This window comes from Flavobacterium sp. F52, assembly GCF_000278705.1.
Taxonomy (GTDB): Bacteria; Bacteroidota; Bacteroidia; order Flavobacteriales; family Flavobacteriaceae; genus Flavobacterium; species Flavobacterium anhuiense.
The window spans coordinates 11,111-36,265 of sequence record NZ_AKZQ01000023.1; the positions used below are offsets into that span (position 1 = coordinate 11,111).

The following is a 25,155-nucleotide window of genomic DNA, read 5'->3' on the forward strand; positions in this document are numbered from 1 at the left end:
TTCCTAGATTTCAAACGATTGAAGACGATTATGAAGGTAAAGTTTTTTTGGTATTATTTTAATTTATTCAAAATAATTTCACAAAAGATTAGCTAAAAGTTATGTTTCTTTAAATCAGATTTCTTCTTTGGTGTTTTTGTTTTAAAAAAGTTTCAGGTTTCAAGTTGCTTTTCGAAACCTGAAACAAAAACAAAACCCGACAGGTTTTTAAAACTTGTCGGGTTTGAATATTATAAGAAAACTAATTTTAGCTTTCCATATAAGCTTCGATTGGAGCACAGCTGCAAACTAAATTTCTGTCACCATAAGCATCATCTACACGACGAACAGATGGCCAGAATTTATTGTCAGCAATGTAGTCTAATGGGTAAGCTGCTTTTTCTCTTGAATAAGGGAAATCCCAAGCATCATTAGTTAACATTGCTAAAGTGTGAGGTGCATTTTTTAATACGTTGTTTGTATCTTCAGCTGTCGCAGCTTCAATCTCTTTTCTGATTGAGATAAGAGCATCACAGAAACGATCTAACTCAGCTAAATCTTCAGATTCAGTTGGCTCAATCATTAAAGTTCCTGCCACAGGGAAAGAAACTGTAGGAGCGTGGAAACCGTAATCCATTAAACGTTTTGCAATATCACCAACTTCAATTCCGTTTTCTTTAAATGCACGGCAATCTAAAATCATTTCGTGAGCCGCTCTTCCGCATTCTCCTGTATAAAGAATTGGATAGTGTCCTTCAAAACGAGCTTTCATGTAGTTAGCATTCAAGATTGCATGTTCAGTAGCGCTTTTTAATCCGTCAGCCCCCATCATTGTGATGTAACCGTAAGAGATTAAACATACTAAAGCAGAACCGTAAGGTGCAGATGAAATAGCTGTGATCGCATTTTCGCCACCAACTTTTAATATTGGGTTTGTTGGCAAGAATGGAACTAATTTTTCGTTCACACAAATTGGTCCAACACCAGGTCCGCCGCCACCGTGAGGAATAGCGAATGTTTTGTGTAAGTTTAAGTGACAAACGTCAGCGCCAATTGTAGCAGGATTTGTTAATCCAACTTGCGCGTTCATGTTTGCACCATCCATATATACTAATCCGCCGTTTTCGTGGATTAATTTTGTGATTTCGATAATTGAAGATTCGTAAACTCCATGAGTAGAAGGGTACGTTACCATTAAACAAGATAAGTCATCTTTATGCTCAATAGCTTTTTCTCTTAAATCTTCTACATCAATGTTTCCTTCTGGAGTAGTTTTCGTAACAATGATTTTCATTCCAGCCATCGCAGCAGAAGCAGGGTTTGTTCCGTGAGCTGATGAAGGAATTAAACATACATTACGGTGACCTTCATTTCTTGACATGTGGTAAGCTCGAATCGCCATTAAACCTGCATATTCTCCTTGAGCTCCAGAGTTTGGCTGTAAAGTTGTTCCAGCAAATCCAGTGATTACATTTAATTGTTGCTCTAATTTTTTAAGCATTGTAATGTAACCTTCAGCTTGTTCAAGTGGTGCAAACGGGTGAATGCTATTCCAGTTTGGCATTGAAAGAGGTAACATTTCAGAAGCTGCGTTTAATTTCATTGTACAAGAACCTAATGAAATCATCGAGTGATTCAATGATAAATCTTTACGCTCTAATTTTTTGATGTAACGCATCAATTGACTTTCTGAATGATGATTGTTGAAAACATCATGTGTCAAGAAAGAAGATGTTCTTTCTAATGAAGTTGGTAATTGACTAGCTTCAGTTAATTCGGAAACAGAAACCGTTTCTTTTCCTAAAGCCTCAGCAAAAATCGCAATAATTTGGTTGATGTCAGAAATCGAAGTTGTTTCGTTAAATGAAATCGAAACTGATTCAGCATCAGGATAGAAGAAGTTTACTTCGTTTTTCTCAGCAATTGCTTTTACTTTTTGAGCATCAGCTTTTACTAAGATTGTATCAAAGTAAGCTGAGTTAGTTTGGTAAACTCCTAATTTATTTAAAGCTTCAGCAGTAGTAACTGCAGAGGCGTGAACTTTGTTTGCAATGTATTTCAAACCTTCTGGTCCGTGGTAAACAGCGTACATTCCAGCCATAACTGCTAATAAAACCTGAGCAGTACAAATGTTAGAAGTCGCTTTTTCACGTTTGATGTGTTGTTCACGAGTTCCCAAAGCCATACGTAAAGCGCGGTTTCCATTTGCATCGATAGAAACCCCAATAATACGGCCTGGCATAGAACGTTTGTATTCTTCTTTAGTTGCAAAATAAGCAGCGTGAGGACCACCGTAACCCATTGGTACACCAAAACGTTGAGTTGTTCCAACTACCACAGCAGCTCCCATTTCTCCAGGAGAAGTTAAAGTTGCTAATGATAAAATATCAGCAGCAAAAGCAACTTTGATTTCGTTTTCTTTTGCTTTAGCAACAAAAGCACTATAATCGTTTACTTGACCGTATTTTCCTGGGTATTGTAAAATCGCTCCGAAGAATTCATTTGAAAAATCAAATGTTTCGTGGTTTCCAACCACTAATTCAATTCCAATTGGAGTCGAACGTGTTTGAAGTACAGATAAAGTCTGAGGTAAAATTTCTTCAGAAACGAAGAATTTATGTGTATTGTTTTTCTTTTGATCTCTTGTACGAACGTCAAATAATAAAGCCATAGCTTCTGCAGCAGCAGTCCCTTCATCAAGTAGAGAAGCATTGGCAATCTCCATTCCAGTTAATTCAATAACCATAGTTTGGAAATTCAAAATAGCTTCTAAACGACCTTGAGCAATTTCTGCCTGATAAGGCGTATAAGCTGTATACCATCCTGGGTTTTCAAAGATATTTCTTTGAATTGGAGCTGGAACGATAGTTGGGTGATAACCCAAACCGATATACGATTTGAATACTTTGTTTTTCTTTCCTAATTCCTGAATGTGATTTGCGAATTCATATTCAGTCATTGCAGGATCTAAATTCAAAGGTGCTTTTAAACGAATGTCGTCTGGAAGGGTTTCATAAATAAGTCGCTCGATGGAGTCAACACCAATAGTTTTCAGCATATGCTGAAGATCAGTTTCTCTAGGACCAATATGTCTTAAAGCAAAAGCATCTGTTTTCATGTAGCTATCTAAGTTTTTTAAATTAATGTGTTCGAACACCATTTTGCTGAACGAATCACATTTAAAAGTAAATGTGTTGTTTTTTGTGGCGCAAAATTAAGTATTATTAATAATTTAATAGGTATTTTTAACTTCATTTTTTGTCAAATTTCTAACTAATGATATGATTTGTTAATAAAAGATTAGATTTGAGGTATGATAGTATCAAAACGCTTCTTAGATTTTTATCTGAATAGCAGTATTCATGTAGCTTTGTCGTGTTATGCACTTGTGCGAATAACGTTTCATGTATTTCATATTCAGTATGATGAACCCATGGCGCTTTTTGTTTTTTTTGGAACAATTGTAGGATATAATTTCGTAAAATATGATGCGCTGGTTCGCGTAAAGAAAAATCCGATTGGAACTCAGCTAAAAATTATTGCTATTTTGAGTTTTATTTCGGTTGTTTTAGTCGGTTATTATTTTTTCCATTTAAAGAGAATTACGCAAATAGTCTCAGTCGGAATTTTTGCCATAACGGCGCTTTATACTTTGCCTTTTTTTCCAAATAGAAAGAATGCCCGAAACTGGGCCGGTGTAAAAATTTACATTGTCGCACTTTGTTGGGTTGGAGCAACTTTAGTTTTACCATTAATAAATGCTGAAATTCCGTTTACCACAGATTTCTTTATTAAATGCATTCAACGTTTTATATTGGTTTTTGTGCTGATTCTGGTTTTTGAAATTTTAGATTTAGCCAACGATGACCCACATTTGCAAACCGTTCCGCAGACAATTGGAGTAAAAAGAACCAAAATTTTAGGACTTTCACTTTTAGTTCCGTTTTGGTTTTTAGAGATTTTCGTATCAACTTTTAATTATCATGATGCCTTCATCAATTTGATAATGGTTATTATGCTCATGCTTTTTATCATTTTCGCCAATCCAAACCGATCTAAGTATTATACTTCTTTTTGGGTAGAAGCTGTTCCGATTTTTTGGTGGCTGATGGTGGTTTTTTTATAAAGATATTTTGGGCGTGCCCCCAATAAAACAAGTGGGCAAATTACTTTGTGCTTATTCGCCCACTTGTTTTATCGCGGTCGGGCTATCCGTGCTACTTCGGTAGCTAGCTCCTATCCCTCACGCAAAACGTAAAATGAGAAGATTCATTTTTAAGAGATAATTTGATCGTCTATTTTTTGACTGTTTATAGTTTTAAGTGAAAGCATTCTTAAATTAAGTTACTAGATATTTTGTACAATCTTGTCATTTCTCCCTTCGGTCGAAATGACAAAAATGCGTGAATTTGATGTCTATATTAAATCTCGAAAAGCCTTATCAATCTCCCCAAACTTAAATTCAAACCCATTTTCTAAAAGTCTTTTAGGAATCACATTTCTACTTTTCAAAACCAATTCCGTTTCAGTTCGAATGAGGAAAGATCCAATTTTCAGAAAGAATGTATTCAACGGAATTCCAAAAGGAAAACCAACAGCTTTTCGAAGTTTCTGCATAAAATCGACATTTCGAATTGGCGTTGGTGAAACAATATTTATAACGCCTGTAATTTCTTTTTCGATAATAAAATTAACCGCATTAGCAAAATCGTCTTCATGAATCCAGCTTACAAATTGATTCCCTTTTCCTTGTTTTCCTCCAAAACCAATTTTTGCCAAAGCCTTTAACGGAATAAAAGCGCCACCATTTTTTCCTAAAACGATCGAAGTCCGCAAAGTTGTTTTTAAGGTATTTGGAGTTTCGGTTTTAAAGAATGCTTTTTCCCAGGAAAGCGCCACGTTTATAGAAAAATCATTTCCAATTTCGCCATCAACTTCATCCATTTGTTTGTCTAAAGAAAAACGATAAATAGTTGCTGTTGATGAATTCAGCCAATGTTTAGGCGGATTTTGACATTTTAAAACTGCTTTATTTAGAATTTTCGTGCTTTCAATTCTCGACCAAAGAATTTCTTTTTTATTCTCTTTCGTATAACGACAATCAACAGATTTTCCTGCAAGATTAATTAAAACTGTCGCATTTTCCAATTCCTTTTCCCAACCCGAAAAAGTTTTGGCATTCCAGTTTACATATTTAATTCCGTCAATTGTCTGTGATTTTTCTCTTGTGAGAATTACAATCTCATCAAATTTATTTTTGAAATGATTCGCTAAAACTTTTCCAAGAAAACCTGTTCCAGCTGCGATTAGAAGTTTTTTCATTTTGTTGTTTATTATTAAACCTAACAGGTTTTTAAAACCTGTTAGGTTTTGACATTGTTAAGCTTTAAAAACTAATCTCTCTTCGCGTTGAGCTTCCTTAGCTTTTCTTTTTCCTCTAAAAAAGAAATACAAATTGAAGAATAACATAATGCCAAGATAAATAGAAAATCCTCCAATTTTATAACTTAGTCTTTCAATTAATTCCTGATAACTGTCTTGACTTAATTGCAGTTCTAGAATCATTAATGCAAAACCAATATTTAAAAGATAGAATCCCGTTTCAAAAAGTTTGTTTGTTGCGTCAGCAATTTCTTCACGGCCTTTAAATATATCTAACATAAAGATTTTTCCGTTTTTGAAAAGTGTTTTAGAAACATAATAAGTTAAAAATAAAGCAACTGGCAAGTAAATTCCGTATCCGATTAAGATTTTTGTAGTTTCCATAATATTTAGTTTTTGTTGTTGTTAATTAATTTTTGAATGTATTTAGTTATAATTAAAATGTTGAGGTAATGCAGAATTGAAATAATAAAAATTATGACAGCTGTTTTGGTGCAAATCGTTTCAATTACTTGAGTAGAAGAGATAATTTTTTGCCAGGAAATTAAAGTCATTGCACAATAGCCAATGTTCAAAAGATAGTAGGCCAAGAGCAAAACGTGATTTATTTTTTGACAAATATCCGCGTGATTTGGGATTAAATCTGCAACGTAAATATTTCCGTTTTTATAGCAGATTTTTCCAACTTTTAGAATGATGAAAGTTGTAATGCCGAGATAGATTAAATATCCAATAATGTTGAAATTCATAATTTCTTTTTTTGATTATAGATAATAAACGTTAGAAAGAATATTAAGGCAACTGGTAATAAGAAAAGCCAAGTAAATTCTCCATCCCAGATCAAAAAGAAAAAGATTACGAGTGAGAAATAAATGTAAATGAATTTGTTTCTCGGAAACAAAATAAGAAATAGAAATGCAGCTAAAACTTGTAATGCTCCTGTAATTACTATTCCATAAGCACCTGCCAGTAAAAACGTTAATGCACAAATATTGATAATTTCCATTATTTTAAAAGTTGTTTTCATAGTTACTTTTATTTTTAAACTTTCAGAAAAAAATGAAAGTTTTCATTAAATTTTTTTATTTCATCATTTTTATAAACAATTTGCCAAGCCAGTTATCATTAAATTCAGTCATTTTGTCCAACATATTGTCAGCTTTTAAAACAAAATCATAGAGCTTAGTGGTCTGATCAACGAAGTGTTTTTCATCAGCTGAATCTTTAGCTTCAATTGTCGAAACTTCTTTTAAGATTTTAAGAGCAGGCTTAATTTCTCTTTTGCTTCTTTCTCTGGATATTTTTGCAGCCAATTCGTCTAAATCTTTTTCGGCTGTGAAAAATTCTTTTCTTTCGCCAGCTTTAAATTCTTTATACACAATTCCCCAATCCATAAGAGCTCTTAGGTTCATACTGGCATTACCACGAGAAATCTGCAATTCTTCCATAATGTCTTCCATCGAAACAGGTTCGTTTGAAACCATTAATAAAGCGTGGATCTGTGCCATCGTCTTATTAATTCCCCACTGAGAACCCAATGCTCCCCAGGTTTGTACAAACTTATTTTTTGCTTCTTTGAATTCCATGGATCAAATGTATGTAAAAGTTTTTAAACTTTCAATAAAAAATGAAACATATTTAACAGATTATAAAGTTATGTTAATTCAAACCCTGAAATTTCCGATTAAATAATGATGCAGCTATTTTTGTAAAAATCACATTTTATGGAATTATACTACACATTTTCGGTGCTGATTGTTTTAGCATCTTTCTTCGCCTATTTAAATTTAAGATTTTTAAAACTTCCAGGAACCATCGGAATTATGATTATTGCTATGCTGGTTTCAGTTGGAATTCGCCTTTTGGGAGATTCGTATTTTCCTGCAACAACAAAGCATTTTTTTGATCTCATAAAAGAATTTGATTTTAATGAAATACTAATGGGAGCGATGTTAAATTTCCTTTTGTTCGCAGGAGCTTTGCATGTAAATATGTTTGATCTTAAAGAGCAAAAAGTTCCCATTATGATTTATTCGACAGTTAGTGTCGTATTATCTGCCCTGATTATTTCTGTTCTGCTTTATTATATCGCACCGTTTTTCGGAATTACGATTCCTTATATATTTTGTTTGGTTTTTGGAACCTTAATTTCTCCTACAGATCCAATCGTTGTGTTGGGAGTTTTAAAAGAAGCTAAAGTTCCCAAGAGAATCGAAACCAAAATTGTTGGAGAATCATTATTTAATGACGGAGTAGCAGTAGTAATGTTTGCCGTTGTTCTAAAAATGGCGACCGACCCGACATTTGATGCTACTTTCGGTTCAATATCTTGGTTATTTATTAAAGAAGGAATTGGCGGGCTTTTATTAGGAGCAATTTTCGGATTTACAGCATCTAAGGTGATGAAGAAAATTGATGATTATAAAGTTTCTGTTCTTATAACGCTTTCTATTGTAATGGGAGGATTTTTAATTGCCCAAAGTTTACATGTTTCTAGTCCATTGGCGATGGTTGTTGCCGGATTGATTATTGGAAACTATGGCAAAAAAGTTGCTATGAGTGAAGTGACCAAAGATTATTTAGGGAAATTCTGGGAACTTATAGATGAAATTTTAAATGCTGTTTTGTTCTTATTTATTGGTTTTGAATTGTTATTGTTGCCAGATTTAAATAAGCAATTGCTGACAGGATTCATCGCTATTTTTATAGTACTCTTTTCAAGATTAACTTCTATAGTTTTACCGTGGAAATTCTTTGATATATTTAAATTCTTCGGAATCAAATCGGCTTACAACAAAGGCTCTTTAATGGTTTTAGTTTGGGGTGGAATCCGTGGTGGAGTTTCTATCGCATTAGTTCTTTCTATGCCAGAGAGCGAATACAAAAACCTCTTATTGGAAGTAACTTATATTGTAGTCTTATTTTCTATTGTTGTTCAAGGATTGACAGTTGGAAAATTAGCAAATAGAGTTTTGGAGAAGGAGTAAAGATTTAAAAAGATACAAGAGCAAAGAAACAAGATTTCTGTTCTATGTCATTAAAATTTATAACTAAAAACCCTGCCAAAGAATTAGCAGGGTTTTGTTTTTTATCGTTTATCTTCTTTCGAATAATTCGATTCTCCATTACTATTAATTTCTCCGCCTAAAAAACGAGGTTCACGATTTCTTAAAACATCAAAAAAGGATTTAAAAATAGAGCCATATTCTCTAAAGCGAACATAATTATATCCTAAATATTCTCCTCGATTTGCAGAATATCCTGAAGATTTGATGCCAAGTTTTTGTCCGATATAAATAGCTCGGTTCAAATGATATTCCTGCGAAATTAAAGTCGCTTTTTTAATTTTGAAAATATGTTTGGCACGATACATTGTCGAGTAAGTGTCAAAACCCGCATAATCAATAAATATCTTGGTAGTGTCGACGCCATGATTATAACAATAATTTTTCATCACCGTTAATTCATCGTATTCATCACGACCATTATCTCCGGAAAGTAAAATTTTATTGATGCGTTTGGCTTTCCAAAGCATAATTCCAGCATCCAAACGATCTTTTAAATATTTGCTTGGCTGATTTCCGTTAATTCCTGCACCAAAAATAATTCCGACATCATTCTTTGGGAACTTTTTAGCTGAATAATAAATCTTAGTTTTTGTTGAAGACTTTACATAGTAGTTTACAGAAACAACGGCAATCAATCCGATAATGGCAAGATAAAGTGCTATTTTAAAATATTTTTTCACGGCTTGGATTTGTAAGATTATGATTTAAAATACGAAGATAGCTAAAGTAAAATCAAATAAAAAACCGAAGTAATTTCTACCTCGGTTCTAATTATCTAATATTCTAAGAAGTCTAAAAATCTAAGAAGTCTAGAGAAGTCCCGCTCTTTTCAACAAAGCTTCAGGTTTAGGTTCTTGACCTCTGAAACGTTTGTATAACGTCATTGGATGTTCTGTTCCTCCTTTTGAAAGTACATTGTCTTTAAATTTCTTAGCAATATCTTCGTTGAAAATTCCATTTTCATGGAAATATTCAAAAGCATCTGCATCCAGAACTTCCGCCCATTTGTAGCTGTAGTATCCAGAAGAATATCCGCCTTGGAAAATATGAGAAAAAGCTGTACTCATTGCGTTTTCTTTTACATCAGGATACAATTGTGTGTTGGCAAATTGTTCTGTTTCGAAAGCTTTTAAATCTGTAATATTAGTTGGATCTTGTCCGTGCCAAGCCATATCTAATAATCCGAAACTTAATTGGCGTAAAGTCGCTAAACCTTCTTGGAAACTTGCACTTTCTTTAATTTTCTGAACATATTCAATCGGAATAATTTCTCCTGTTTCGTAATGATTTGCAAACAAAGCCAAAGCTTCCGGCTCGTAACACCAGTTTTCCATAATCTGACTTGGTAATTCTACGAAATCCCAATAAACAGAAGTTCCAGATAAACTTGGGTAAACCGTATCAGCTAACATTCCGTGTAAACCGTGACCGAATTCGTGAAATAAAGTGGTAACTTCATTAAAAGTCAATAATGAAGGTTTTGTTTCGGTTGGTTTTGTGAAGTTGCAAACATTAGAGATGTGCGGTCTTTCGTTTACGCCATCTTTTACATATTGCGATTTGAATGAAGTCATCCATGCGCCATTTCTTTTTCCTTTTCTTGGAAAGAAATCAGCGTAGAAAATCGAAACTAAATTGCCATCAGCATCTTTTACTTCGTAAGTCGTAACTTCTTCGTGGTATTTATCAATATCAAAAACCTCGGTAAAAGTTAATCCGTATAATTTTTTAGCAACGGTAAACGCGCCATCTAAAACTTTTTCTAATTGAAAATAGGGTTTCAGTTTTTCATCATCTAAATTGAAAAGCTGCTGTTTTAATTTTTCAGAATAATATGCGCCGTCCCATTTTTCTAATTGTTCAATTCCGTCTAATTCTTTCGCGAAAGCGGTTAATTCAGCAAATTCTTTTTGAGCTGCTGGTTTTGCTTTTGCTAATAAATCATTTAAAAAAGAAAAAACTTTCTCCGGACTTTCTGCCATTCTTTCTTCCAGAACAAAATGAGCGTGTGTTTTATAGCCTAATAAATTGGCTCTTTCATGACGAAGTTTAGCAATCTTTAAAACAATTTCTTCGTTGTTAAATTCGTTTTTCTGGAAACCTTTTGCTCCAAAAGCAATTGCCATTTTTTTACGTAATTCACGATTATCGGCATAAGTCAAAAACGGAACGTAACTTGGATGATCTAAAGTGAAAATCCAACCTTTTTTTTCCTGATTTTTGGCTAATAATCTTGCGGCTTCAATTGTTCCTTCTGGCAAACCTGACAAATCTTTTTCATCCGTTAAATGCAGTTCGAAGTTGTTTGTTTCTGCCAAAACATTTTCGCCAAACTGCAAACTCAATTTGGATAATTCTTTGTCGATTTCTCTTAGTTGATTTTTCTTGTCTTCTGGCAAGTTCGCTCCGTTTCTTGAGAAGCTTTTGTATTTTTTGTCTAATAATGTAGTTTGTTCTGGATTCAGATTCAAACTTTCTTTTTGATCATAAACGGCTTTTACTTTCGCAAACAATTCTGCATTTAAGCGAATGTCATTTCCTAATTCTGAAAGCCAAGGCGAAACTTCCTGTGCAATTTTCTGCATTTCGTCATTGGTTTCAGCTGAATTCAAATTGAAGAAAATACTAGAAAGACGATCTAAAATGTCGCCTGAAAAATCCATTGCGACAATGGTATTTTCAAAAGTCGGCTCATCTGGATTATTTACAATTGCATCAATTTCGGCTTTAGCCAAAGCAATTCCCTCCTGAAAAGCAGGAACGTAATCTTCGATTTTAATTTGCGAAAAAGGCGCTGTGTTATGCTTGGTGTTGAAATATTGTGTTAATACGCTCATATTTTTAGTTTTCAGTCTCAGTCTCAGTTTTCAGTATGAAATTGAGAGTAAAGAGTTTATTTTTTGAGTTTTCAGTCTCAGTCTCAGTTTTCAGTGTTCACTTTGACTGAAAACTGAAACTGAATACTATTTTAAGCTTTCAGCCGCTTTATTAACTGCCGCTTTCAATTCTTCTTTATAAGAAATAATAGTATCTAAAACTTTTTTGTCATGGCTTCCGATGATTTGCGCTGCTAAAATCCCGGCATTTTTTGCTCCGTTTAAAGCTACTGTTGCAACAGGAACTCCGCCTGGCATTTGCAGAATTGATAATACAGAATCCCAGCCATCAATAGAATTGCTTGATTTTACTGGAACTCCAATTACAGGAAGCGGAGACATTGAAGCTACCATTCCAGGTAAATGCGCTGCACCGCCCGCTCCGGCAATTATTACTGAAATCCCGCGATTGTGTGCGTTTTTGCTGAAATCGAATAATTTTTCCGGCGTTCTGTGTGCCGAAACGATATCTACTTCAACTTCAACATTAAATTGTTTTAATATGTCGATTGCATCCTGCATAACTGGCATGTCTGAGATGCTTCCCATTATAATAGCTACTTTGCTCATGAGTTTTTTTGTTTTGTTGGTTTCAAGTTTCAGGTTTCAAGTAATACTGAGACTTCAAAAAAATATAGTTTTTAAACTGAATACTGTAACTGCGACTGAAAACTACTCACTAATAACTTTAATAGTATTCTTCACTTCCTCTGCAATTCTTCTTGCTTCAGCCATGTTTTCATTTACGATCGTCACGTGACCCATTTTTCTAAAAGGACGAGTTTGTTTTTTACCGTAAATATGTGGTGTAACGCCATTCCATCCTAAAATGGTTTCAATGTTTTCATAAACCACATTTCCAGAATGACCTTCAGCACCGACTAAATTTACCATAATTCCAGCAACTTTGCTGTCTGTGTTTCCTAAAGGAAGATCTAAAATGGCACGTAAATGATTTTCGAATTGTGAAGTATAACTGGCTTCGATTGAATAATGTCCAGAATTGTGCGGACGTGGCGCAACTTCGTTAACCAAAATTTCGTTGTCCTGAGTCTGGAACATTTCAACTGCTAAAAGACCAACGTGATTGAAGTTTTCTGAAACTTTTAAGGCAACCGCTCTTGCTTTTTCAGCTACTTTATCATCTATTCTTGCTGGGCAGATTACGTATTCAACTTGGTTGGCTTCTGGATGGAATTCCATTTCTACAACTGGATACGTTTTCATTTCTCCTGATGGATTTCTGACCACAATTACCGCCAATTCATTTTTGAACGGAACCATAGTTTCTGCAATGCATTCTACATTTGGCAAGGTGTCTAAATCTGATGCTTGACGAACTATCTTCACTCCGTTTCCGTCATAACCAAATTCGGTGCATTTCCAAACAAAAGGCATCTCGACTCCGCTCGATGTGACAGCAGTTTTTAATTTATCTAAATTTTCAAATCTTGCGAAAGGTGCGGTTGGGATATTATTTTTAGCGTAAAAATCTTTTTGAACGCCTTTATTCTGAATTCCTTTTAAGGTTTTTGGAGACGGATATACTTTTAAACCTTCATTTTCCAATTGCGTTAAAGCTTCAAGGTTTACCAATTCGATTTCGAAAGTCAAAACATCGACTTGTTTCCCGAAGTTGTAAACGGTTTCATAATCCATTAAATCGCCTTGAAAAAACTTGTTGCAGGCAATTTTACTTGGCGCTTCATCACTCGGATCTAGAACGTAAGTTTGTATGTCAAATTTTCTAGTGTCGAACAAAAGCATTTTACCTAATTGTCCGCCACCTAATATTCCTAATTTAAAATCAGAAGAAAAATAATTCATTGTTTTATAGTGTGTTAAGAAATTCATCTGGAGTGTAAACATTGATTTCAGAAAATTTAAAGTCTTTCAAATCTCTAGTAATAATACAATCCATTGAATTTATTGATTGAGCTGATATAATCTGAATTGCATCTTCAAAATCTTTATGGTTGGATTTTAAACTTTTTTTCAAAATCGATTCAGTCACTGCTATTATTGAAATTGTGTCTAGCAAATCTTCAATAATGGAACGCAACTCTTTTTCATCAACCACTTTTTTTGCAATATAATGTACAGTTGCAATAGAGTGCGATGTAGAATACATTTTAATTTTATGACGTTGGCAATAGTCGAAAATTGAAATAGCATTTTTTGAAAATGGGAATCTATTCGCAACAATATCAACCAGAATATTAGTATCGAGAAAAATGTTTTTAAAGGCCATATTTCTCTCTATAGTGTTCCTCTTTTACTTTTTCTTCATCAAAATCTGGTGGTAAGGTAATTCTTCCAATCAGTTTTTTAACTTTAGGATGAATATCATCGTAAGTTTGTTCTTTTTCTGTTAGATTTTTAAAATAACTTTCTACCAGTTCAGATAAACTTCTGCCTGTTTTTTTTGCATACGATTTTGCCTGCTCGATAACTTCTTTCTCTAAAGATAATGTGAGTTTAGTATTCATATACGTAATGTTTTTGCAAATATACGTAAAATAATTATTTTGCATTTTTTTTCCGCCCCGAATTCACAAATTTATCTTTTGCTTTGTGCATAAAAATAATTAGTGAATTCGTGGCTATCAAAACCTATTTTATTTTCTTTAAAACTTCTTTGGCGACGGCTTTGTATGCGGCGGAATGGTCTCCGAAATCTTTATCTAGAATCACTTTTAGTTCGGGGTGAATCCAGTCGTAATAATTTCCTAGAATATATAAGGTTCTGATGGAATATGCTTTTGTTGCAACTTTTGTATCGTTAATCAGCCAATCGAAAGAGGCTTCAATGCAGTCTTGAAGATTTTCTTCGGAGAGTTTGATGCTGTTTTCGCTTTTCTTATAATGTGATTTTACTAAAAGCTGAACGATTTTTGCAATCGGGCGCATGGCACTTTCGTCTTTTAAAACTTTCAGATTGGAACAGAAAAAATCGAGGTGAGGCTGGAGCCAAAGCAATTCTTCGTAAGAAACAAATTCTAAAATCCAGCAGGCTTTGTGGTTGTTTTTGTCTTCGGGTGAAAAGCAAATTGAAACTAATGCGCTGAAAAGTGAAGGGTTTTCTAAAACATCTTGCGCGGTTTTGAGGCGGTTTTCTCTATAAGCATTAACATAATCCAGTTTTTTCTGCAGTTCGGAAAGCATTGTCTTTGAAATTTAATACGCCACTAAAATAAATAATTTAATGAGATAATTCCGTAATAGTTTATAGGTAATCCTGGATAGTAAAATCTTGGTTGCGCATTTCCGATAGCAGTTGCATTAGTTAAAATCATCGAAGCATATTTCTCATTTGTTACATTATTTATTCCTGCATCCAAATGTGCTTTTAATCCCGATAAAATTTCAAATTGATAACCGGTTTTTAAATTCAAAATCGAATAAGAATCTGAAAAATCTGTGTTTGAATCATTCATCGGAATTTTATCAGTAAACTGAAAATCGGCTGAAAAATAAAATCCTGAATTGGTATTGAAATTAAAACCTGCGCTCGCGGTATTGGCTGGAACTCCGGTTAATTTGTTTCCAGAATAATCATTTCCGTTATCAACAAATTCTTTGAATTCATAATTCCCGATCGAAGCTCCTACATAAGAATGCAAATTGAAAATTCGATTGATTGTCCAATTGTGATTTAATGAAATTTCAATTCCTTCATGAAACGTTTTTCCAGCATTTACACCTTCATATTGATCATCTCCGATTCTTTTGGCAACCAATAAATCTTTAATTTCCATTCGATAGACTGCAATTTCAGCATATAGTTTTTTGCTAAAAAGATGAAGTTTGCTTCCTAATTCAAAATTGTAACCTGTTTCGGGTTTGATGTTTTGATTTATATTTCCCGTTGAAGTTAACGTTTCTTCGGTTGCGGGAAGTGAAAATCCTCGGCTTGCAGAAAAGTAAAAAGTTTGAACTTCATTTGGTTTAAATAAAAGAGAAAGTTGTGGCGAAAAAATGCCATCATAACTATATTCTTTCTTTGGATTATTCGCGGAAGCGGGAAAATCATTCTGCAATTCAAATTTGGTTTTGTTGTAATTTAAACCTGCTTGAATTTCAAATCGATCAGAAAGTAAAGTTCTGATTTGAGAAAAAATATTATAGAAATGCCTTTTCTGGTCGGTTGCAGTAAGTTGATCGCCTTGCAAACTTCCGTTTCCATTATTCTGCTGATATAAGTTTTCGAAAGTATTCCCGCTATAATTATCTCTGAAATATTCTAATCCAGCAATAAATTGATTTTTGACTTTTCCGATGCTAAAATCTCCCGAAAACTGCGTTCTCGCACCCGAAGCAAAAGTATATTGGCGCAAAATATGAAAAGGGCGCGGTTCGTTGCTGTCTTTATAATTGATGAAAATTGAAGTTGAATTTTTTAAGTTTTCATTAATTGAAAAATCGTAAGCCAATCCGCCTAAAGTTGACTTGTATTCTTTAAATCCTTTTGAAGCAACCCAAGTTGGAGCTCCAGCTTGCGGATTATTTTCGAAAGTGGTTTTATTGATCGAACTCGGAATGTATGCTTTTAAATAAGTATAATTGGAAAAATAATTCAGTCTGCTGTTTTTCTTTCTGAATAATTCACCACTGAGTGTAATCCCTTCCCGATTGTATGCGCTGTTTTCGCGAGCCGTCGGTTTTTAAATTATGATAACTCAGATTTAAAGAAGCACTTTTTTCATTCAAATTAAAACCGACTCTGTTTTTCAATAATCCAAAAGACCCAAAAACAGAACTAACTTCAGTTTGATAGTTGGATTTATTGAATGTTTCTGGCGAAATCAAAATTGCTCCGCCCAATCCAGCGCCATAAATACTAGAAAGCGGACCTTTTATAACTTCAATTTGATTGATGTTTTGAAGATCAATATCTTCAATCACGGTTTCGCTGTTTCCGGATGTTAGCGGAATGCTTCCGTAAAAAGCTCTAATTTTATTGGTTCCGTATGGAGTTCTCGCTCCAATTCCGCGAATCGAAATTCGGGTTGTGGTAATATTAGACGATTGCATAAAAACGCCAGGAATAGTATTAATGACATTACTTATGTCTGTTGTGTTGTTTCGAAGCAATTCTTTTTCGGATAAAATGCCAATAGAAGCGGGGCTATTTTGCAAATTACGATTAATATGAAGCGGACTTATTAAAACTTCATTCAGTTTTTGAGTTTTGACTGAATCAATATTTTGAACTTCTTTTTCTTGTGCGGAACTATTTTTAGAAATAAAAAGAACAAAAAGAAGAAGAAAATATTTTTTGAAAGGCATAAAAGGAGATGGATTAAAGTGCGGTTTATTTTAACACATAGAAACATAGCAATGATTGAGGCAAAAAAGGCGTTTTACTTGTCAAAAGCCACATAGTACTATGTGTGAAAACTAGTTTTCTTAATAACATCTTTTTAAACAATCCCGATGAATCGGGACTATGTCTCTATGTGTTTAAATGTTTTTATAGTTGGAATTTGGAATTTTTAGTTTGGAGTTTTATTTCGCTGTCACTTTCCAAATCGTATTTCCGCTATCATCATTTACTAAAAGTGATCCGTCATTCATAACCGTTACAGCAACTGGACGTCCGTAAACTTCGGCTTTGTTTTCGTCAGAAATAAATCCGGTTAAAAAATCTTCTGGTTTTCCGGAAGGTTTTCCGTCTTTAAAAGGAACGAATAAAACTTTATAACCTGAAATTTTAGAACGGTTCCAAGAACCATGCTGTCCAACAAAAGCTCCGTTTTTATATTTTGCCGGAAATTTTTCTTTTGTATAAAATGCCAATCCTAGTGAAGCAGTGTGAGAGCCAACTGGAACATCTGGAACAATTGCTTTTTCGACCAAATCTTTTCTTTGGCCTTTCATTCTTGGATCTGGAATACTTCCAAAATATGAATATGGCCAACCGTAGAAACCATCTCTTTTTACACTGGTAATATAATCAGGAACTAAATCGTCTCCGAGTTCATCACGTTCATTGACTGCTGTCCATAATTCTTTATTGACAGGATTCCAATCCATTCCTACAGGATTTCTCAGTCCAGAAGCAAAGATTTTTTCGCCAGTTCCGTCAGGATTAATTTCGAGAATTGCTGCCCTTCGGATTTCTTTATCCATTCCGTTTTCTCCATTATTACTTCCAGAACCTACCGAAACATAGATTTTGCTTCCATCAGGACTTGCCAATAGATTTCTTGTCCAGTGATTGTTGTAGCCGCCCGCGGGAAGTTCAAGTATTTTTTCTCCTTTGGTTTCCAGTTTCAGCGGATTGTTTTTATAAGGATAGCGATATAATCCATCGGTATTGGCAATGTAGAAAAAGTCTTTTAAAACTAACATTCCAAAGGGTTTGTTGAGTCCAGAAATAAAAACTTCGCGAGTTTCAAATTTTCCGTCTTTGTCTTTATCTCTTAAAACTGTGATTTGATTTTTACTCGATCTCGTTCCGCTTTCAACCACAAAAATATCTTGATTTGGCGAAATATAAGTCCATCGCGGATTTTCGAATCCGTCAGCAAATTTGGTTACCGTAAAACCTTCAGGCGCTTTTGGTGTCTTGCCAGCTGGCCATCCAATTACTTTACTGTTATTAGTTTTAGATTCGGTAGCGTATGGAGGAGGAAGCGTAATATCTCCAATGGCAGTTTTTACAACATTGCCTGGCTGGTTGGCGAGCGCTTCTTTTTCTTCTTTTTTTACTTGCCCATTGCAGGCAGTCATTAAGGCTAGTAGTGGTATAGATAATAGGGTTGTGGTTTTTTTCATCGGTTTTTGCAGTTAAATGATTATATCACAACAATTTACTGAAATTTAAAATAGGGTCAAAAAATAAATTGTAAACATTAACTGATATTTAACATTCATAAAAAATATCTCGATACAGTTTATTTTGATAGAAGCTGTTAAGTTCTAATTCTTTATCTTTGTCCATTATTTTAAAAAGAAAAATAATGATACAACTTCACGATAAACAATTTGTTCCGTTTATTTCGGCTAAAGAAATTGATTTTGCTTTGACTAAATTGGTAGCTCAGGTAGAAGACGATTTTGGAGATGATACGCCAATTTTTATTGGAGTTCTGAATGGCGCTTTTATGGTAGTGTCAGATTTTCTAAAAAAATATAAAAAGCCATGTGAGGTTTCATTTATCAAAATGGCATCTTATGAAGGAACACAAAGTTCTGAATCGGTTAAAGAATTGATCGGAATTAACCATGATTTGACAGGAAGAACAGTCATCGTTATAGAAGATATTGTTGATACTGGAAATACAATCGAAGAATTAAAACACTTGTTTAAAGCACAAAATGTAAAGCATTTTAAAATTGCGACATTATTCTTTAAGCCAGAAGCATATAAAAAAGACATCAAAATAGATTATATCGGAATTCGAATTCCGAATAAATTTATTGTAGGTTACGGTTTAGACTACGATGGTTTAGGAAGAAATTTAACCGAAGTTTACAAATTAGGAGAATAACAAAACACAACTAAATATTCATTTAAAAAAACTTCTGAAAGACAGAAGTAACAACACTCATTTCAATTATGATTAACATCGTTTTATTTGGAAAGCCTGGTGCAGGAAAAGGAACTCAGGCAGAATTTTTAAAAGAGAAATACAATTTAACACACCTTTCGACAGGAGATATTTTTCGTTTCAATTTAAAAAATGATACTGAACTAGGAAAACAAGCAAGAGTTTTTATGGACAATGGAGAATTGGTTCCTTGCGAAGTAACAACTGCCATGTTAATTGATGAGGTGAAAAAACATCCAGATACAGCAGGATTTTTGTTTGACGGTTACCCAAGAACAATCAATCAGGCTGAGGCTTTAGATAAATTTTTACCAACAATCGGATCAAGCGTAACAGCAACAATCGCTTTAGAAGCTGATGATGAAATTTTGGTAAAACGTCTATTAGAGAGAGGAAAAACAAGCGGGAGAGTTGATGATCAGGACGAAGAAAAAATTCGTGTGAGATATCAGGAGTACAATGAGAAAACAGCTCCTCTAATTGGATATTATAAAGAACAAGGTAAGTTTCATGCTGTTGATGGTATCGGAACTATCGAACAAATTACAGAGCGCTTAACGTCAGTTATAGATAATTTGTAGAAGCTTTTTCCAGCTGTACGTTACGAGTCCTCGCTAAAAAAACTATTTTTCTATACCATAAAACGAGCTTCCTGCGGTCGCTGTTTTCTGGCAAGAAAAATTAGTTTTTTTAGCTCTGGGCTCTTCTCTTCCATCTGGGCTATTTTAGATTACGATTACAAATTATATAACGAGACTATTTTATAACGAATCCCCCTATCAATTGGAAATACTAATAATATTTTTTCTAATTCTACTAAACGGAGTTTTCTCCATGTCAGAGATCGCTTTGATTTCGGCCCGTAAAAACAGGTTGGAAACAGCAGCGAAAAAAGGCAACAAAAGTGCTAAAACGGCACTCGATTTAGCCAACTCCCCAAATAAGTTTTTATCTACAGTACAAATCGGAATTACCTTAATCGGGATTTTGACGGGTATTTATTCTGGTGACAAAATCACAGCAGATGTTGAACTTTTTGTGGCAGGAATTGCAGTTCTAAAACCTTACGCACATTCAATTGCGGTGGGGATTGTAGTTGTAGTTTTAACTTTTTTCTCATTGGTTTTGGGAGAATTACTTCCAAAACGAATCGGATTAAATTATCCAGAAGCTATCGCTAAAATGGTTGCAATGCCAATGAAAGTGATTTCTATTATTACGGCACCATTTATTTGGCTGTTGACTTCATCAACAGATTTTTTATTGAATGTTCTTCAGATTAAACCAACTGCTGACGGAAAAGTGACCGAGGAAGAAATTAAAGCCATCATTAAAGAAGGAACAGAAGTTGGAGAAGTTCAAGAAATTGAACAAGATATTGTGGAGCGTGTTTTTCATATTGGAGATAGAAAAGTAAATTCTTTAATGACGCACCGCAAGTCGGTTGACATGTTGCCATTAAAAGCCGACAAAGAAAAAATCAAAGAACTTGTAGTTCAGGATCTTCATGCGGTTTATCCGGTGTACAACGATAATTATGATGATATAGTTGGAGTTGCTACACTGAAAAATATATTTGCCAATATTGAAAATGATAATTTTGATTTTTCATCAATTATAACTGAAGCGCCTTATTTGATGGAGCAGACAACGGCTTATAAAGCGTTGGAAAATTTTAAGAAAACAGGAGTTCATTACGCTTTAGTTTCTGATGAATATGGTGTTTTTCAAGGTATGATTACGTTGAATGACATTTTAGAAGCTTTAGTTGGAGATGCCTCAGAATTTTATAAAGATGAATTCCAGCTTATCGAAAGAGAAGACGGTTCATGGCTGGTTGATGGACATTATTCGTTACACGATTTTTTAACGTATTTCGAGTTAGACGAACTGACAAACGATTACGAAGTAAACACCGTAAGCGGAATGATTATGACTGAGCTTTCGCATATTCCAAAAGAAGGTGAAAAACTGATTTGGCAGAAATTCATCTTGGAAGTTGTCGATATGGATGGTGTTAAGATTGATAAAGTGCTTGTGAAAGCATTAAAAGAGTAAAATTTGTTTCAAGTTTAAAGTTTCAAGTTAGTTGACGTTCTGTTGACTTGAAACTTGAAACATGAAGCTATACATAAACAAGAAAAAATGACAGAAGGAAATTTTGTAGATTACGTTAAGATATATGTTTCTTCCGGAAAAGGAGGGAAAGGATCTACGCATTTACATAGAGAGAAATTTATTGAAAAAGGTGGTCCGGACGGTGGAGATGGCGGTCGCGGAGGACATGTGTATTTGGTTGGAAATAAAGGACTCTGGACATTATTTCATTTAAAATTTGCACGTCACATTAAAGCAGGTCACGGTGGAGATGGAGGTTCTGACAGAAGTACAGGTGCAGACGGAGAAGATAAAATCATTGAAGTGCCACTAGGAACTGTTGTAAAAGACAAAGAAACTGGAGAAACACTTTTTGAAATTACAGAACACGGAGAGAAACAAATTCTTGCAAGAGGAGGAAAAGGAGGTTTAGGAAACTGGCATTTTAGAAGTTCTACAAACCAGACACCTCGTTATGCACAGCCAGGTTTGTTGGGTGTAGAAATGGATGTGATTTTGGAATTGAAAGTTTTGGCCGATGTTGGTTTAGTTGGTTTTCCAAATGCTGGAAAATCTACTTTATTATCTGTTTTGACTTCTGCAAAACCTAAAATCGCCGATTATCCGTTTACGACTTTAAAGCCAAATTTAGGAATTGTTGCGTACAGAGATTTCCAATCTTTTGTAATTGCTGATATTCCTGGAATTATTGAGGGTGCTGCAGAAGGAAAAGGTCTTGGGCATTATTTCTTGCGTCATATTGAGCGTAACTCAACTTTATTGTTTTTGATTCCTGTTGACACGGCAGATATTAAAGCAGAATATGATATTTTGGTTAACGAATTGACTAAATACAACCCTGAAATGTTGGACAAAGAGCGTCTTGTCGTGATTTCAAAATGCGATATGCTGGATGATGAATTAAAAGCTGAATTGAAAGCTGAATTAGATGTATCATTCAAAGATGTTCCATATATGTTTATTTCGTCTGTTGCACAGCAAGGTTTAACAGATTTGAAAGACAGGCTTTGGAAAATGCTTAATGAATAAGATTCTGAGTTTCTAAGATTCTAAGCTCAAAGAGAAAACTTAGAATCTTAATTGCTTAGTATCATAGTAACTTTTCAAAAAAGGTGTTCTGTTCTCAGAGTACCTTTTTTGTTTTATACTGTTAAATTCGTAATAAACTGCTAAAAATATAGTATCATTTTTAATTTTAAGATTGTTTAGGTTGAGATAATTGTCAAAATGGTTTATATTCGCATCACTTAAACAAAATAACATGAAAAAAGTAATTTTATTCTTGACCATGTGCCTTATGGCTTTCCCAATGAGAGCTGATGAAGGAATGTGGTTTTTGATGTTTATCGAAAGATTGAACCATAGAGATATGGAAAAAATGGGCTTGCAATTGACAGCCGAAGAAATTTACAGTATTAATCACCACAGTTTAAAAGATGCGATTGTACAATTCAATGGAGGATGTACAGCAGAAATCGTTTCAAATACTGGTTTGGTATTGACTAATCACCACTGCGGATACGGTGCGATTGCAGAACTTTCGACTGCAGAACAAAATCATTTGAAAGATGGTTTTTGGGCAAAAAGCCGTTCTGAAGAATTGAAGCCAAAATCTTTATTTGTTCGTTTCTTCGTTCGTATGGATGATGTTTCAAAAAGAATCTTGTCAAAAGTAAATGATACCATGACAGAAACTGAAAGAAATAAAATCATTCAGCAAGAAATCGCTTTGATCGAAAAAGAAAATAGCGAAAACGGAAAGTACACAGTTTCTGTTCGTCCTTTTTTTCAAGGAAATGAATATTACTATTTTGTTTACCAAGATTACACAGACGTTCGTTTAGTTGGAACTCCTCCTGAAAGCGTTGGTAAATTTGGTGGAGATACAGACAACTGGGAATGGCCTCGTCAAACAGGAGATTTCTCTATGTTTAGAGTTTATGCAGATAAAGACGGAAATCCTGCTGCTTACTCAAAAGACAATGTGCCTTTAAAACCAAAACATTATTTACCTGTTAGTTTAAAAGGTGTAAAAGAAAATGATTTTGCGATGATCTTAGGTTATCCAGGAAGAACAAACCGTTGGATGCCAGCTGGAGGAATCGAGCAAAACATTAAATACGCTTATCCTGCATGGGTTGAAGGTGCAAAAACAGGAATGGATGTAATGAAAAAGTATATGGATAAAGATGCAACTGTTCGTTTACAGTATGCTTCTAAATATGCTTCGACTGCAAACTACTGGAAAAACCGTCAAGGTATGATCGATGCTTTAACAAAAGCAGGAACGGTTGATACAAAAGCAGAACAAGAAGATAAATTTTATGAGTGGGCGAGTAAACCTGCTAATAAAGAAAAGTACGAGAACGTAATTCCGACTATCAACGATTATTACAGAGAAACAAACTTAAAAGCGCGCCATGATAATTATTTGACTCAGCTTTTACGTACTTCTGCTTATGCCACAGGACCAGCTAATTTAGGAAATGCATTGATTGCTTATTACAAAGAAAACGACGCTAAGAAAGCAGAAATGCTTCCTAAAATCAATGCAATGGTAGAAAGCATTTATGGAGATTTTTATGCTCCATTAGAAAAAGATGTTCTAACAGCCCAATTGAATTTATATGCTTCTAAAGCTGCTGAGTACGGACTTGCTCCAGAAATTGCAAAAATGAAAACGGCTAATAATGGTGACTTTACTGCTGATGTAGCAAAAGCAACTGAAATAAGTTATTTTTCAACTAAAGAAAAAGTATTAGCATTTTTAGCTGATCCAAAACCATTGGCAATTGTACACGATCCGTTGTATATTATTTCTAATGATTTATTGACGAAATACCGTTCTAAAACAGACGACCAAGCAAAAGCTGATGATGGTTTTGCAACAGCTTACCGTAAATTGGTTGAAGGTTTAAGAGAGTCTAAATTAAACGCAATTAAATATCCAGATGCAAACTCTACATTGAGATTGACTTACGGAAAAGTTCGCGCTTTGCCAGCAGATCCTCGTAACGATGCTAAAATCAACAACTATACTACAATGGAAAGTATGGTTAAAAAATACAAAGCAGGAGATCAGGAATTTGACTTGCCAGCCCGTTTATTAGAATTAAACAAGAAAAAAGATTACGGGCAATATGCTGATAAAGCAGGTTACATGCCAGTAAACTTCTTGACAGATAATGATATTACAGGAGGGAATTCAGGTTCACCAGTTCTTAATGGAAAAGGAGAATTAATCGGAATTGCTTTTGACGGTAACATCGAAGCTATGGCTGGAGACGTTATTTTCGATTCTAAATTGCAAAGAACAATAAACGTAGATATTCGTTATGTGCTTTGGATTATCGACAAATACGCTGGAGCTAAAAACATTATTGACGAATTGACGATTGCCAAATAATCTCAATTTCTATATAAAATTAACCCGACAAGTTCTGAAACTTGTCGGGTTTTTGTTTTATATATTTCCCTATTTTTGATATATGAAAAAGCTGCTACTTTTCTTTTTAGTTGTTCCAATGTATTGTTGGTCGCAATCTAATTTTGAAAAAGCAGAAAAATTATTTCAGTCAAAAAAATACAGCGAAGCCCAAATGCTTTTCGAGGGAATTTTAAAAAATAATCCGTCAGATATAAAAACTTTGGAGTATTTGGGTGAAATTTCGGCGCACCAAAAATCTTGGGTGAAGGGCGCAGAATATTTCAAAAAACTAAAAGAATTGAAGCCAACTATGGCTGATTATTTTTTTAAATATGGGGGCTGTCTGGCAATGCATTCTTTGGAAGTAAATAAAATAAAAGCTTTTGGGATGGTCGGCGATATGAAAGAAGCTTTTGAGAAAGCAATTGAACTCAACCCGAAACATGTTCAGGCCAGATGGGCACTAATCGAAATTTATTTGCAATTGCCTGGAATTCTAGGCGGAAGCGAATCAAAAGCACTTGCATATTCAAATGAATTGACGCAGTTTTCTCCAATTGATGGTTATTTGTCAAAAGGACGAATTGATGAATATTTCAAAAGATATGATTCGGCTGAAAAAAATTACAAAAAAGCACATGAAATTGGCAATTCAAAAGTCACATTTCAAAAATTATATAATTTATATTTGAACAAATTAAAAGACACAAAAAAAGCACAGGATTTAAAACGAAAATTCGAAGCTTAAA

The 25,155-nt window shown here is 34.2% G+C and carries 24 protein-coding genes; 8 read left to right on the plus strand and 16 right to left on the minus strand.

Annotation, left to right across the window (positions count from 1 at the left end):
- Positions 1-247 precede the first annotated feature (247 nt).
- A complete protein-coding gene (gene gcvP / locus FF52_RS07225) occupies positions 248-3,097 on the minus strand; it encodes an aminomethyl-transferring glycine dehydrogenase (protein WP_008464218.1) in 2,850 nt (949 codons plus the stop codon).
- A 195-nt stretch (positions 3,098-3,292) separates the two neighbouring features.
- Between gcvP and FF52_RS07230 the strand changes: the two genes are divergently transcribed.
- A complete protein-coding gene (locus tag FF52_RS07230; RefSeq protein ID WP_035691108.1) occupies positions 3,293-4,105 on the plus strand; it encodes a hypothetical protein in 813 nt (270 codons plus the stop codon).
- A gap of 290 nt (positions 4,106-4,395) precedes the next feature.
- Here the strand turns inward: FF52_RS07230 and FF52_RS07235 are convergent, their stop codons facing one another.
- From FF52_RS07235 to FF52_RS07255, 5 genes are read right to left on the minus strand one after another with little or no spacing between them, the layout of a single operon-like run.
- Positions 4,396-5,301, minus strand: coding sequence for a TIGR01777 family oxidoreductase (locus FF52_RS07235; protein WP_008464220.1), 906 nt, complete (start codon positions 5,299-5,301; stop codon positions 4,396-4,398).
- Positions 5,302-5,358: 57 nt separating this feature from the next.
- On the minus strand, positions 5,359-5,745 hold the full coding sequence (locus tag FF52_RS07240; RefSeq protein ID WP_008464224.1) for a hypothetical protein: 387 nt from the start codon (positions 5,743-5,745) through the stop codon (positions 5,359-5,361).
- A gap of 5 nt (positions 5,746-5,750) precedes the next feature.
- On the minus strand, positions 5,751-6,110 hold the full coding sequence (locus FF52_RS07245; RefSeq protein WP_008464225.1) for a hypothetical protein: 360 nt from the start codon (positions 6,108-6,110) through the stop codon (positions 5,751-5,753).
- Positions 6,107-6,388 (minus strand): hypothetical protein, encoded by a 282-nt coding sequence (locus FF52_RS07250; protein ID WP_008464227.1) that lies wholly within the window; start codon positions 6,386-6,388, stop codon positions 6,107-6,109. The genes FF52_RS07245 and FF52_RS07250 overlap by 4 nt, the downstream gene beginning before the upstream one ends.
- Before the next feature lie 55 nt (positions 6,389-6,443).
- On the minus strand, positions 6,444-6,947 hold the full coding sequence (locus FF52_RS07255; protein WP_008464228.1) for a GbsR/MarR family transcriptional regulator: 504 nt from the start codon (positions 6,945-6,947) through the stop codon (positions 6,444-6,446).
- Positions 6,948-7,085: 138 nt separating this feature from the next.
- Here FF52_RS07255 and FF52_RS07260 point away from each other — a divergent pair, with 138 nt between their 5' ends.
- The gene (locus FF52_RS07260) at positions 7,086-8,348 is read left to right on the plus strand and encodes a cation:proton antiporter (protein ID WP_008464231.1); all 1,263 of its coding nucleotides are present in this window, start codon (positions 7,086-7,088) and stop codon (positions 8,346-8,348) included.
- Between the two features lie 101 nt (positions 8,349-8,449).
- On the opposite strand, the gene FF52_RS07265 is transcribed toward FF52_RS07260, so the two are convergent.
- The 10 genes from FF52_RS07265 to FF52_RS07305 all read right to left on the minus strand — a co-directional run bounded on the left by FF52_RS07265 (position 8,450) and on the right by FF52_RS07305 (position 18,085).
- Entirely contained in the window at positions 8,450-9,109 is a 660-nt protein-coding gene (locus FF52_RS07265; protein ID WP_008464233.1) for a SanA/YdcF family protein, read from the minus strand.
- 129 nt (positions 9,110-9,238) lie between these two features.
- Positions 9,239-11,266, minus strand: coding sequence for a M3 family metallopeptidase (locus tag FF52_RS07270; protein ID WP_008464235.1), 2,028 nt, complete (start codon positions 11,264-11,266; stop codon positions 9,239-9,241).
- Positions 11,267-11,392: 126 nt separating this feature from the next.
- A complete protein-coding gene (gene purE / locus FF52_RS07275; protein WP_008464237.1) occupies positions 11,393-11,875 on the minus strand; it encodes a 5-(carboxyamino)imidazole ribonucleotide mutase in 483 nt (160 codons plus the stop codon).
- 102 nt (positions 11,876-11,977) lie between these two features.
- Positions 11,978-13,132 (minus strand): 5-(carboxyamino)imidazole ribonucleotide synthase, encoded by a 1,155-nt coding sequence (locus FF52_RS07280; protein ID WP_008464239.1) that lies wholly within the window; start codon positions 13,130-13,132, stop codon positions 11,978-11,980.
- A 4-nt stretch (positions 13,133-13,136) separates the two neighbouring features.
- Entirely contained in the window at positions 13,137-13,556 is a 420-nt protein-coding gene (locus tag FF52_RS07285; RefSeq protein ID WP_008464241.1) for a type II toxin-antitoxin system VapC family toxin, read from the minus strand.
- A complete protein-coding gene (locus tag FF52_RS07290) occupies positions 13,546-13,794 on the minus strand; it encodes a DUF6364 family protein (RefSeq protein WP_008464242.1) in 249 nt (82 codons plus the stop codon). The genes FF52_RS07285 and FF52_RS07290 overlap by 11 nt, the downstream gene beginning before the upstream one ends.
- Positions 13,795-13,918: 124 nt before the next feature.
- Positions 13,919-14,470, minus strand: coding sequence for a hypothetical protein (locus FF52_RS07295; RefSeq protein ID WP_008464243.1), 552 nt, complete (start codon positions 14,468-14,470; stop codon positions 13,919-13,921).
- A gap of 23 nt (positions 14,471-14,493) precedes the next feature.
- A complete protein-coding gene (locus FF52_RS07300) occupies positions 14,494-15,927 on the minus strand; it encodes a TonB-dependent receptor (protein ID WP_316928754.1) in 1,434 nt (477 codons plus the stop codon).
- Positions 15,911-16,594, minus strand: coding sequence for a Plug domain-containing protein (locus tag FF52_RS23870; RefSeq protein WP_237718538.1), 684 nt, complete (start codon positions 16,592-16,594; stop codon positions 15,911-15,913). The genes FF52_RS07300 and FF52_RS23870 overlap by 17 nt, the downstream gene beginning before the upstream one ends.
- A 219-nt stretch (positions 16,595-16,813) precedes the next feature.
- Positions 16,814-18,085 (minus strand): PQQ-dependent sugar dehydrogenase, encoded by a 1,272-nt coding sequence (locus tag FF52_RS07305; protein ID WP_008464244.1) that lies wholly within the window; start codon positions 18,083-18,085, stop codon positions 16,814-16,816.
- Positions 18,086-18,270: 185 nt separating this feature from the next.
- Here FF52_RS07305 and hpt point away from each other — a divergent pair, with 185 nt between their 5' ends.
- The 6 genes from hpt (at position 18,271) to FF52_RS07335 (ending at position 25,154) form a co-directional block, all read left to right on the plus strand.
- A complete protein-coding gene (gene hpt / locus FF52_RS07310) occupies positions 18,271-18,801 on the plus strand; it encodes a hypoxanthine phosphoribosyltransferase (protein ID WP_008464246.1) in 531 nt (176 codons plus the stop codon).
- Between the two features lie 68 nt (positions 18,802-18,869).
- Positions 18,870-19,442: an adenylate kinase gene (locus tag FF52_RS07315; RefSeq protein WP_008464247.1), complete on the plus strand. Its 573-nt coding sequence runs from the start codon at positions 18,870-18,872 to the stop codon at positions 19,440-19,442.
- 202 nt (positions 19,443-19,644) lie between these two features.
- The gene (locus FF52_RS07320; protein WP_083219824.1) at positions 19,645-20,919 is read left to right on the plus strand and encodes a hemolysin family protein; all 1,275 of its coding nucleotides are present in this window, start codon (positions 19,645-19,647) and stop codon (positions 20,917-20,919) included.
- An 87-nt stretch (positions 20,920-21,006) separates the two neighbouring features.
- Positions 21,007-22,008, plus strand: coding sequence for a GTPase ObgE (obgE, locus tag FF52_RS07325; RefSeq protein WP_008464249.1), 1,002 nt, complete (start codon positions 21,007-21,009; stop codon positions 22,006-22,008).
- Positions 22,009-22,240: 232 nt separating this feature from the next.
- On the plus strand, positions 22,241-24,385 hold the full coding sequence (locus FF52_RS07330; protein ID WP_008464250.1) for a S46 family peptidase: 2,145 nt from the start codon (positions 22,241-22,243) through the stop codon (positions 24,383-24,385).
- A gap of 82 nt (positions 24,386-24,467) precedes the next feature.
- Positions 24,468-25,154: a tetratricopeptide repeat protein gene (locus tag FF52_RS07335; protein ID WP_008464251.1), complete on the plus strand. Its 687-nt coding sequence runs from the start codon at positions 24,468-24,470 to the stop codon at positions 25,152-25,154.
- Position 25,155: the final 1 nt, after the last annotated feature.

What these genes read in the sequence shown, in the direction of transcription:
- gcvP (WP_008464218.1), bottom strand. Translation starts at nt 3,097, where the DNA reads ATGAAAACAGATGCTTTTGCTTTAAGACATATTGGTCCTAGAGAAACT.
- FF52_RS07230 (WP_035691108.1), top strand. Translation starts at nt 3,293, where the DNA reads ATGATAGTATCAAAACGCTTCTTAGATTTTTATCTGAATAGCAGTATT.
- FF52_RS07235 (WP_008464220.1), bottom strand. Translation starts at nt 5,301, where the DNA reads ATGAAAAAACTTCTAATCGCAGCTGGAACAGGTTTTCTTGGAAAAGTT.
- FF52_RS07240 (WP_008464224.1), bottom strand. Translation starts at nt 5,745, where the DNA reads ATGGAAACTACAAAAATCTTAATCGGATACGGAATTTACTTGCCAGTT.
- FF52_RS07245 (WP_008464225.1), bottom strand. Translation starts at nt 6,110, where the DNA reads ATGAATTTCAACATTATTGGATATTTAATCTATCTCGGCATTACAACT.
- FF52_RS07250 (WP_008464227.1), bottom strand. Translation starts at nt 6,388, where the DNA reads ATGAAAACAACTTTTAAAATAATGGAAATTATCAATATTTGTGCATTA.
- FF52_RS07255 (WP_008464228.1), bottom strand. Translation starts at nt 6,947, where the DNA reads ATGGAATTCAAAGAAGCAAAAAATAAGTTTGTACAAACCTGGGGAGCA.
- FF52_RS07260 (WP_008464231.1), top strand. Translation starts at nt 7,086, where the DNA reads ATGGAATTATACTACACATTTTCGGTGCTGATTGTTTTAGCATCTTTC.
- FF52_RS07270 (WP_008464235.1), bottom strand. Translation starts at nt 11,266, where the DNA reads ATGAGCGTATTAACACAATATTTCAACACCAAGCATAACACAGCGCCT.
- purE (WP_008464237.1), bottom strand. Translation starts at nt 11,875, where the DNA reads ATGAGCAAAGTAGCTATTATAATGGGAAGCATCTCAGACATGCCAGTT.
- FF52_RS07280 (WP_008464239.1), bottom strand. Translation starts at nt 13,132, where the DNA reads ATGAATTATTTTTCTTCTGATTTTAAATTAGGAATATTAGGTGGCGGA.
- FF52_RS07285 (WP_008464241.1), bottom strand. Translation starts at nt 13,556, where the DNA reads ATGGCCTTTAAAAACATTTTTCTCGATACTAATATTCTGGTTGATATT.
- FF52_RS07290 (WP_008464242.1), bottom strand. Translation starts at nt 13,794, where the DNA reads ATGAATACTAAACTCACATTATCTTTAGAGAAAGAAGTTATCGAGCAG.
- FF52_RS07295 (WP_008464243.1), bottom strand. Translation starts at nt 14,470, where the DNA reads ATGCTTTCCGAACTGCAGAAAAAACTGGATTATGTTAATGCTTATAGA.
- FF52_RS23870 (WP_237718538.1), bottom strand. Translation starts at nt 16,594, where the DNA reads ATGCCTTTCAAAAAATATTTTCTTCTTCTTTTTGTTCTTTTTATTTCT.
- FF52_RS07305 (WP_008464244.1), bottom strand. Translation starts at nt 18,085, where the DNA reads ATGAAAAAAACCACAACCCTATTATCTATACCACTACTAGCCTTAATG.
- hpt (WP_008464246.1), top strand. Translation starts at nt 18,271, where the DNA reads ATGATACAACTTCACGATAAACAATTTGTTCCGTTTATTTCGGCTAAA.
- FF52_RS07315 (WP_008464247.1), top strand. Translation starts at nt 18,870, where the DNA reads ATGATTAACATCGTTTTATTTGGAAAGCCTGGTGCAGGAAAAGGAACT.
- obgE (WP_008464249.1), top strand. Translation starts at nt 21,007, where the DNA reads ATGACAGAAGGAAATTTTGTAGATTACGTTAAGATATATGTTTCTTCC.
- FF52_RS07330 (WP_008464250.1), top strand. Translation starts at nt 22,241, where the DNA reads ATGAAAAAAGTAATTTTATTCTTGACCATGTGCCTTATGGCTTTCCCA.
- FF52_RS07335 (WP_008464251.1), top strand. Translation starts at nt 24,468, where the DNA reads ATGAAAAAGCTGCTACTTTTCTTTTTAGTTGTTCCAATGTATTGTTGG.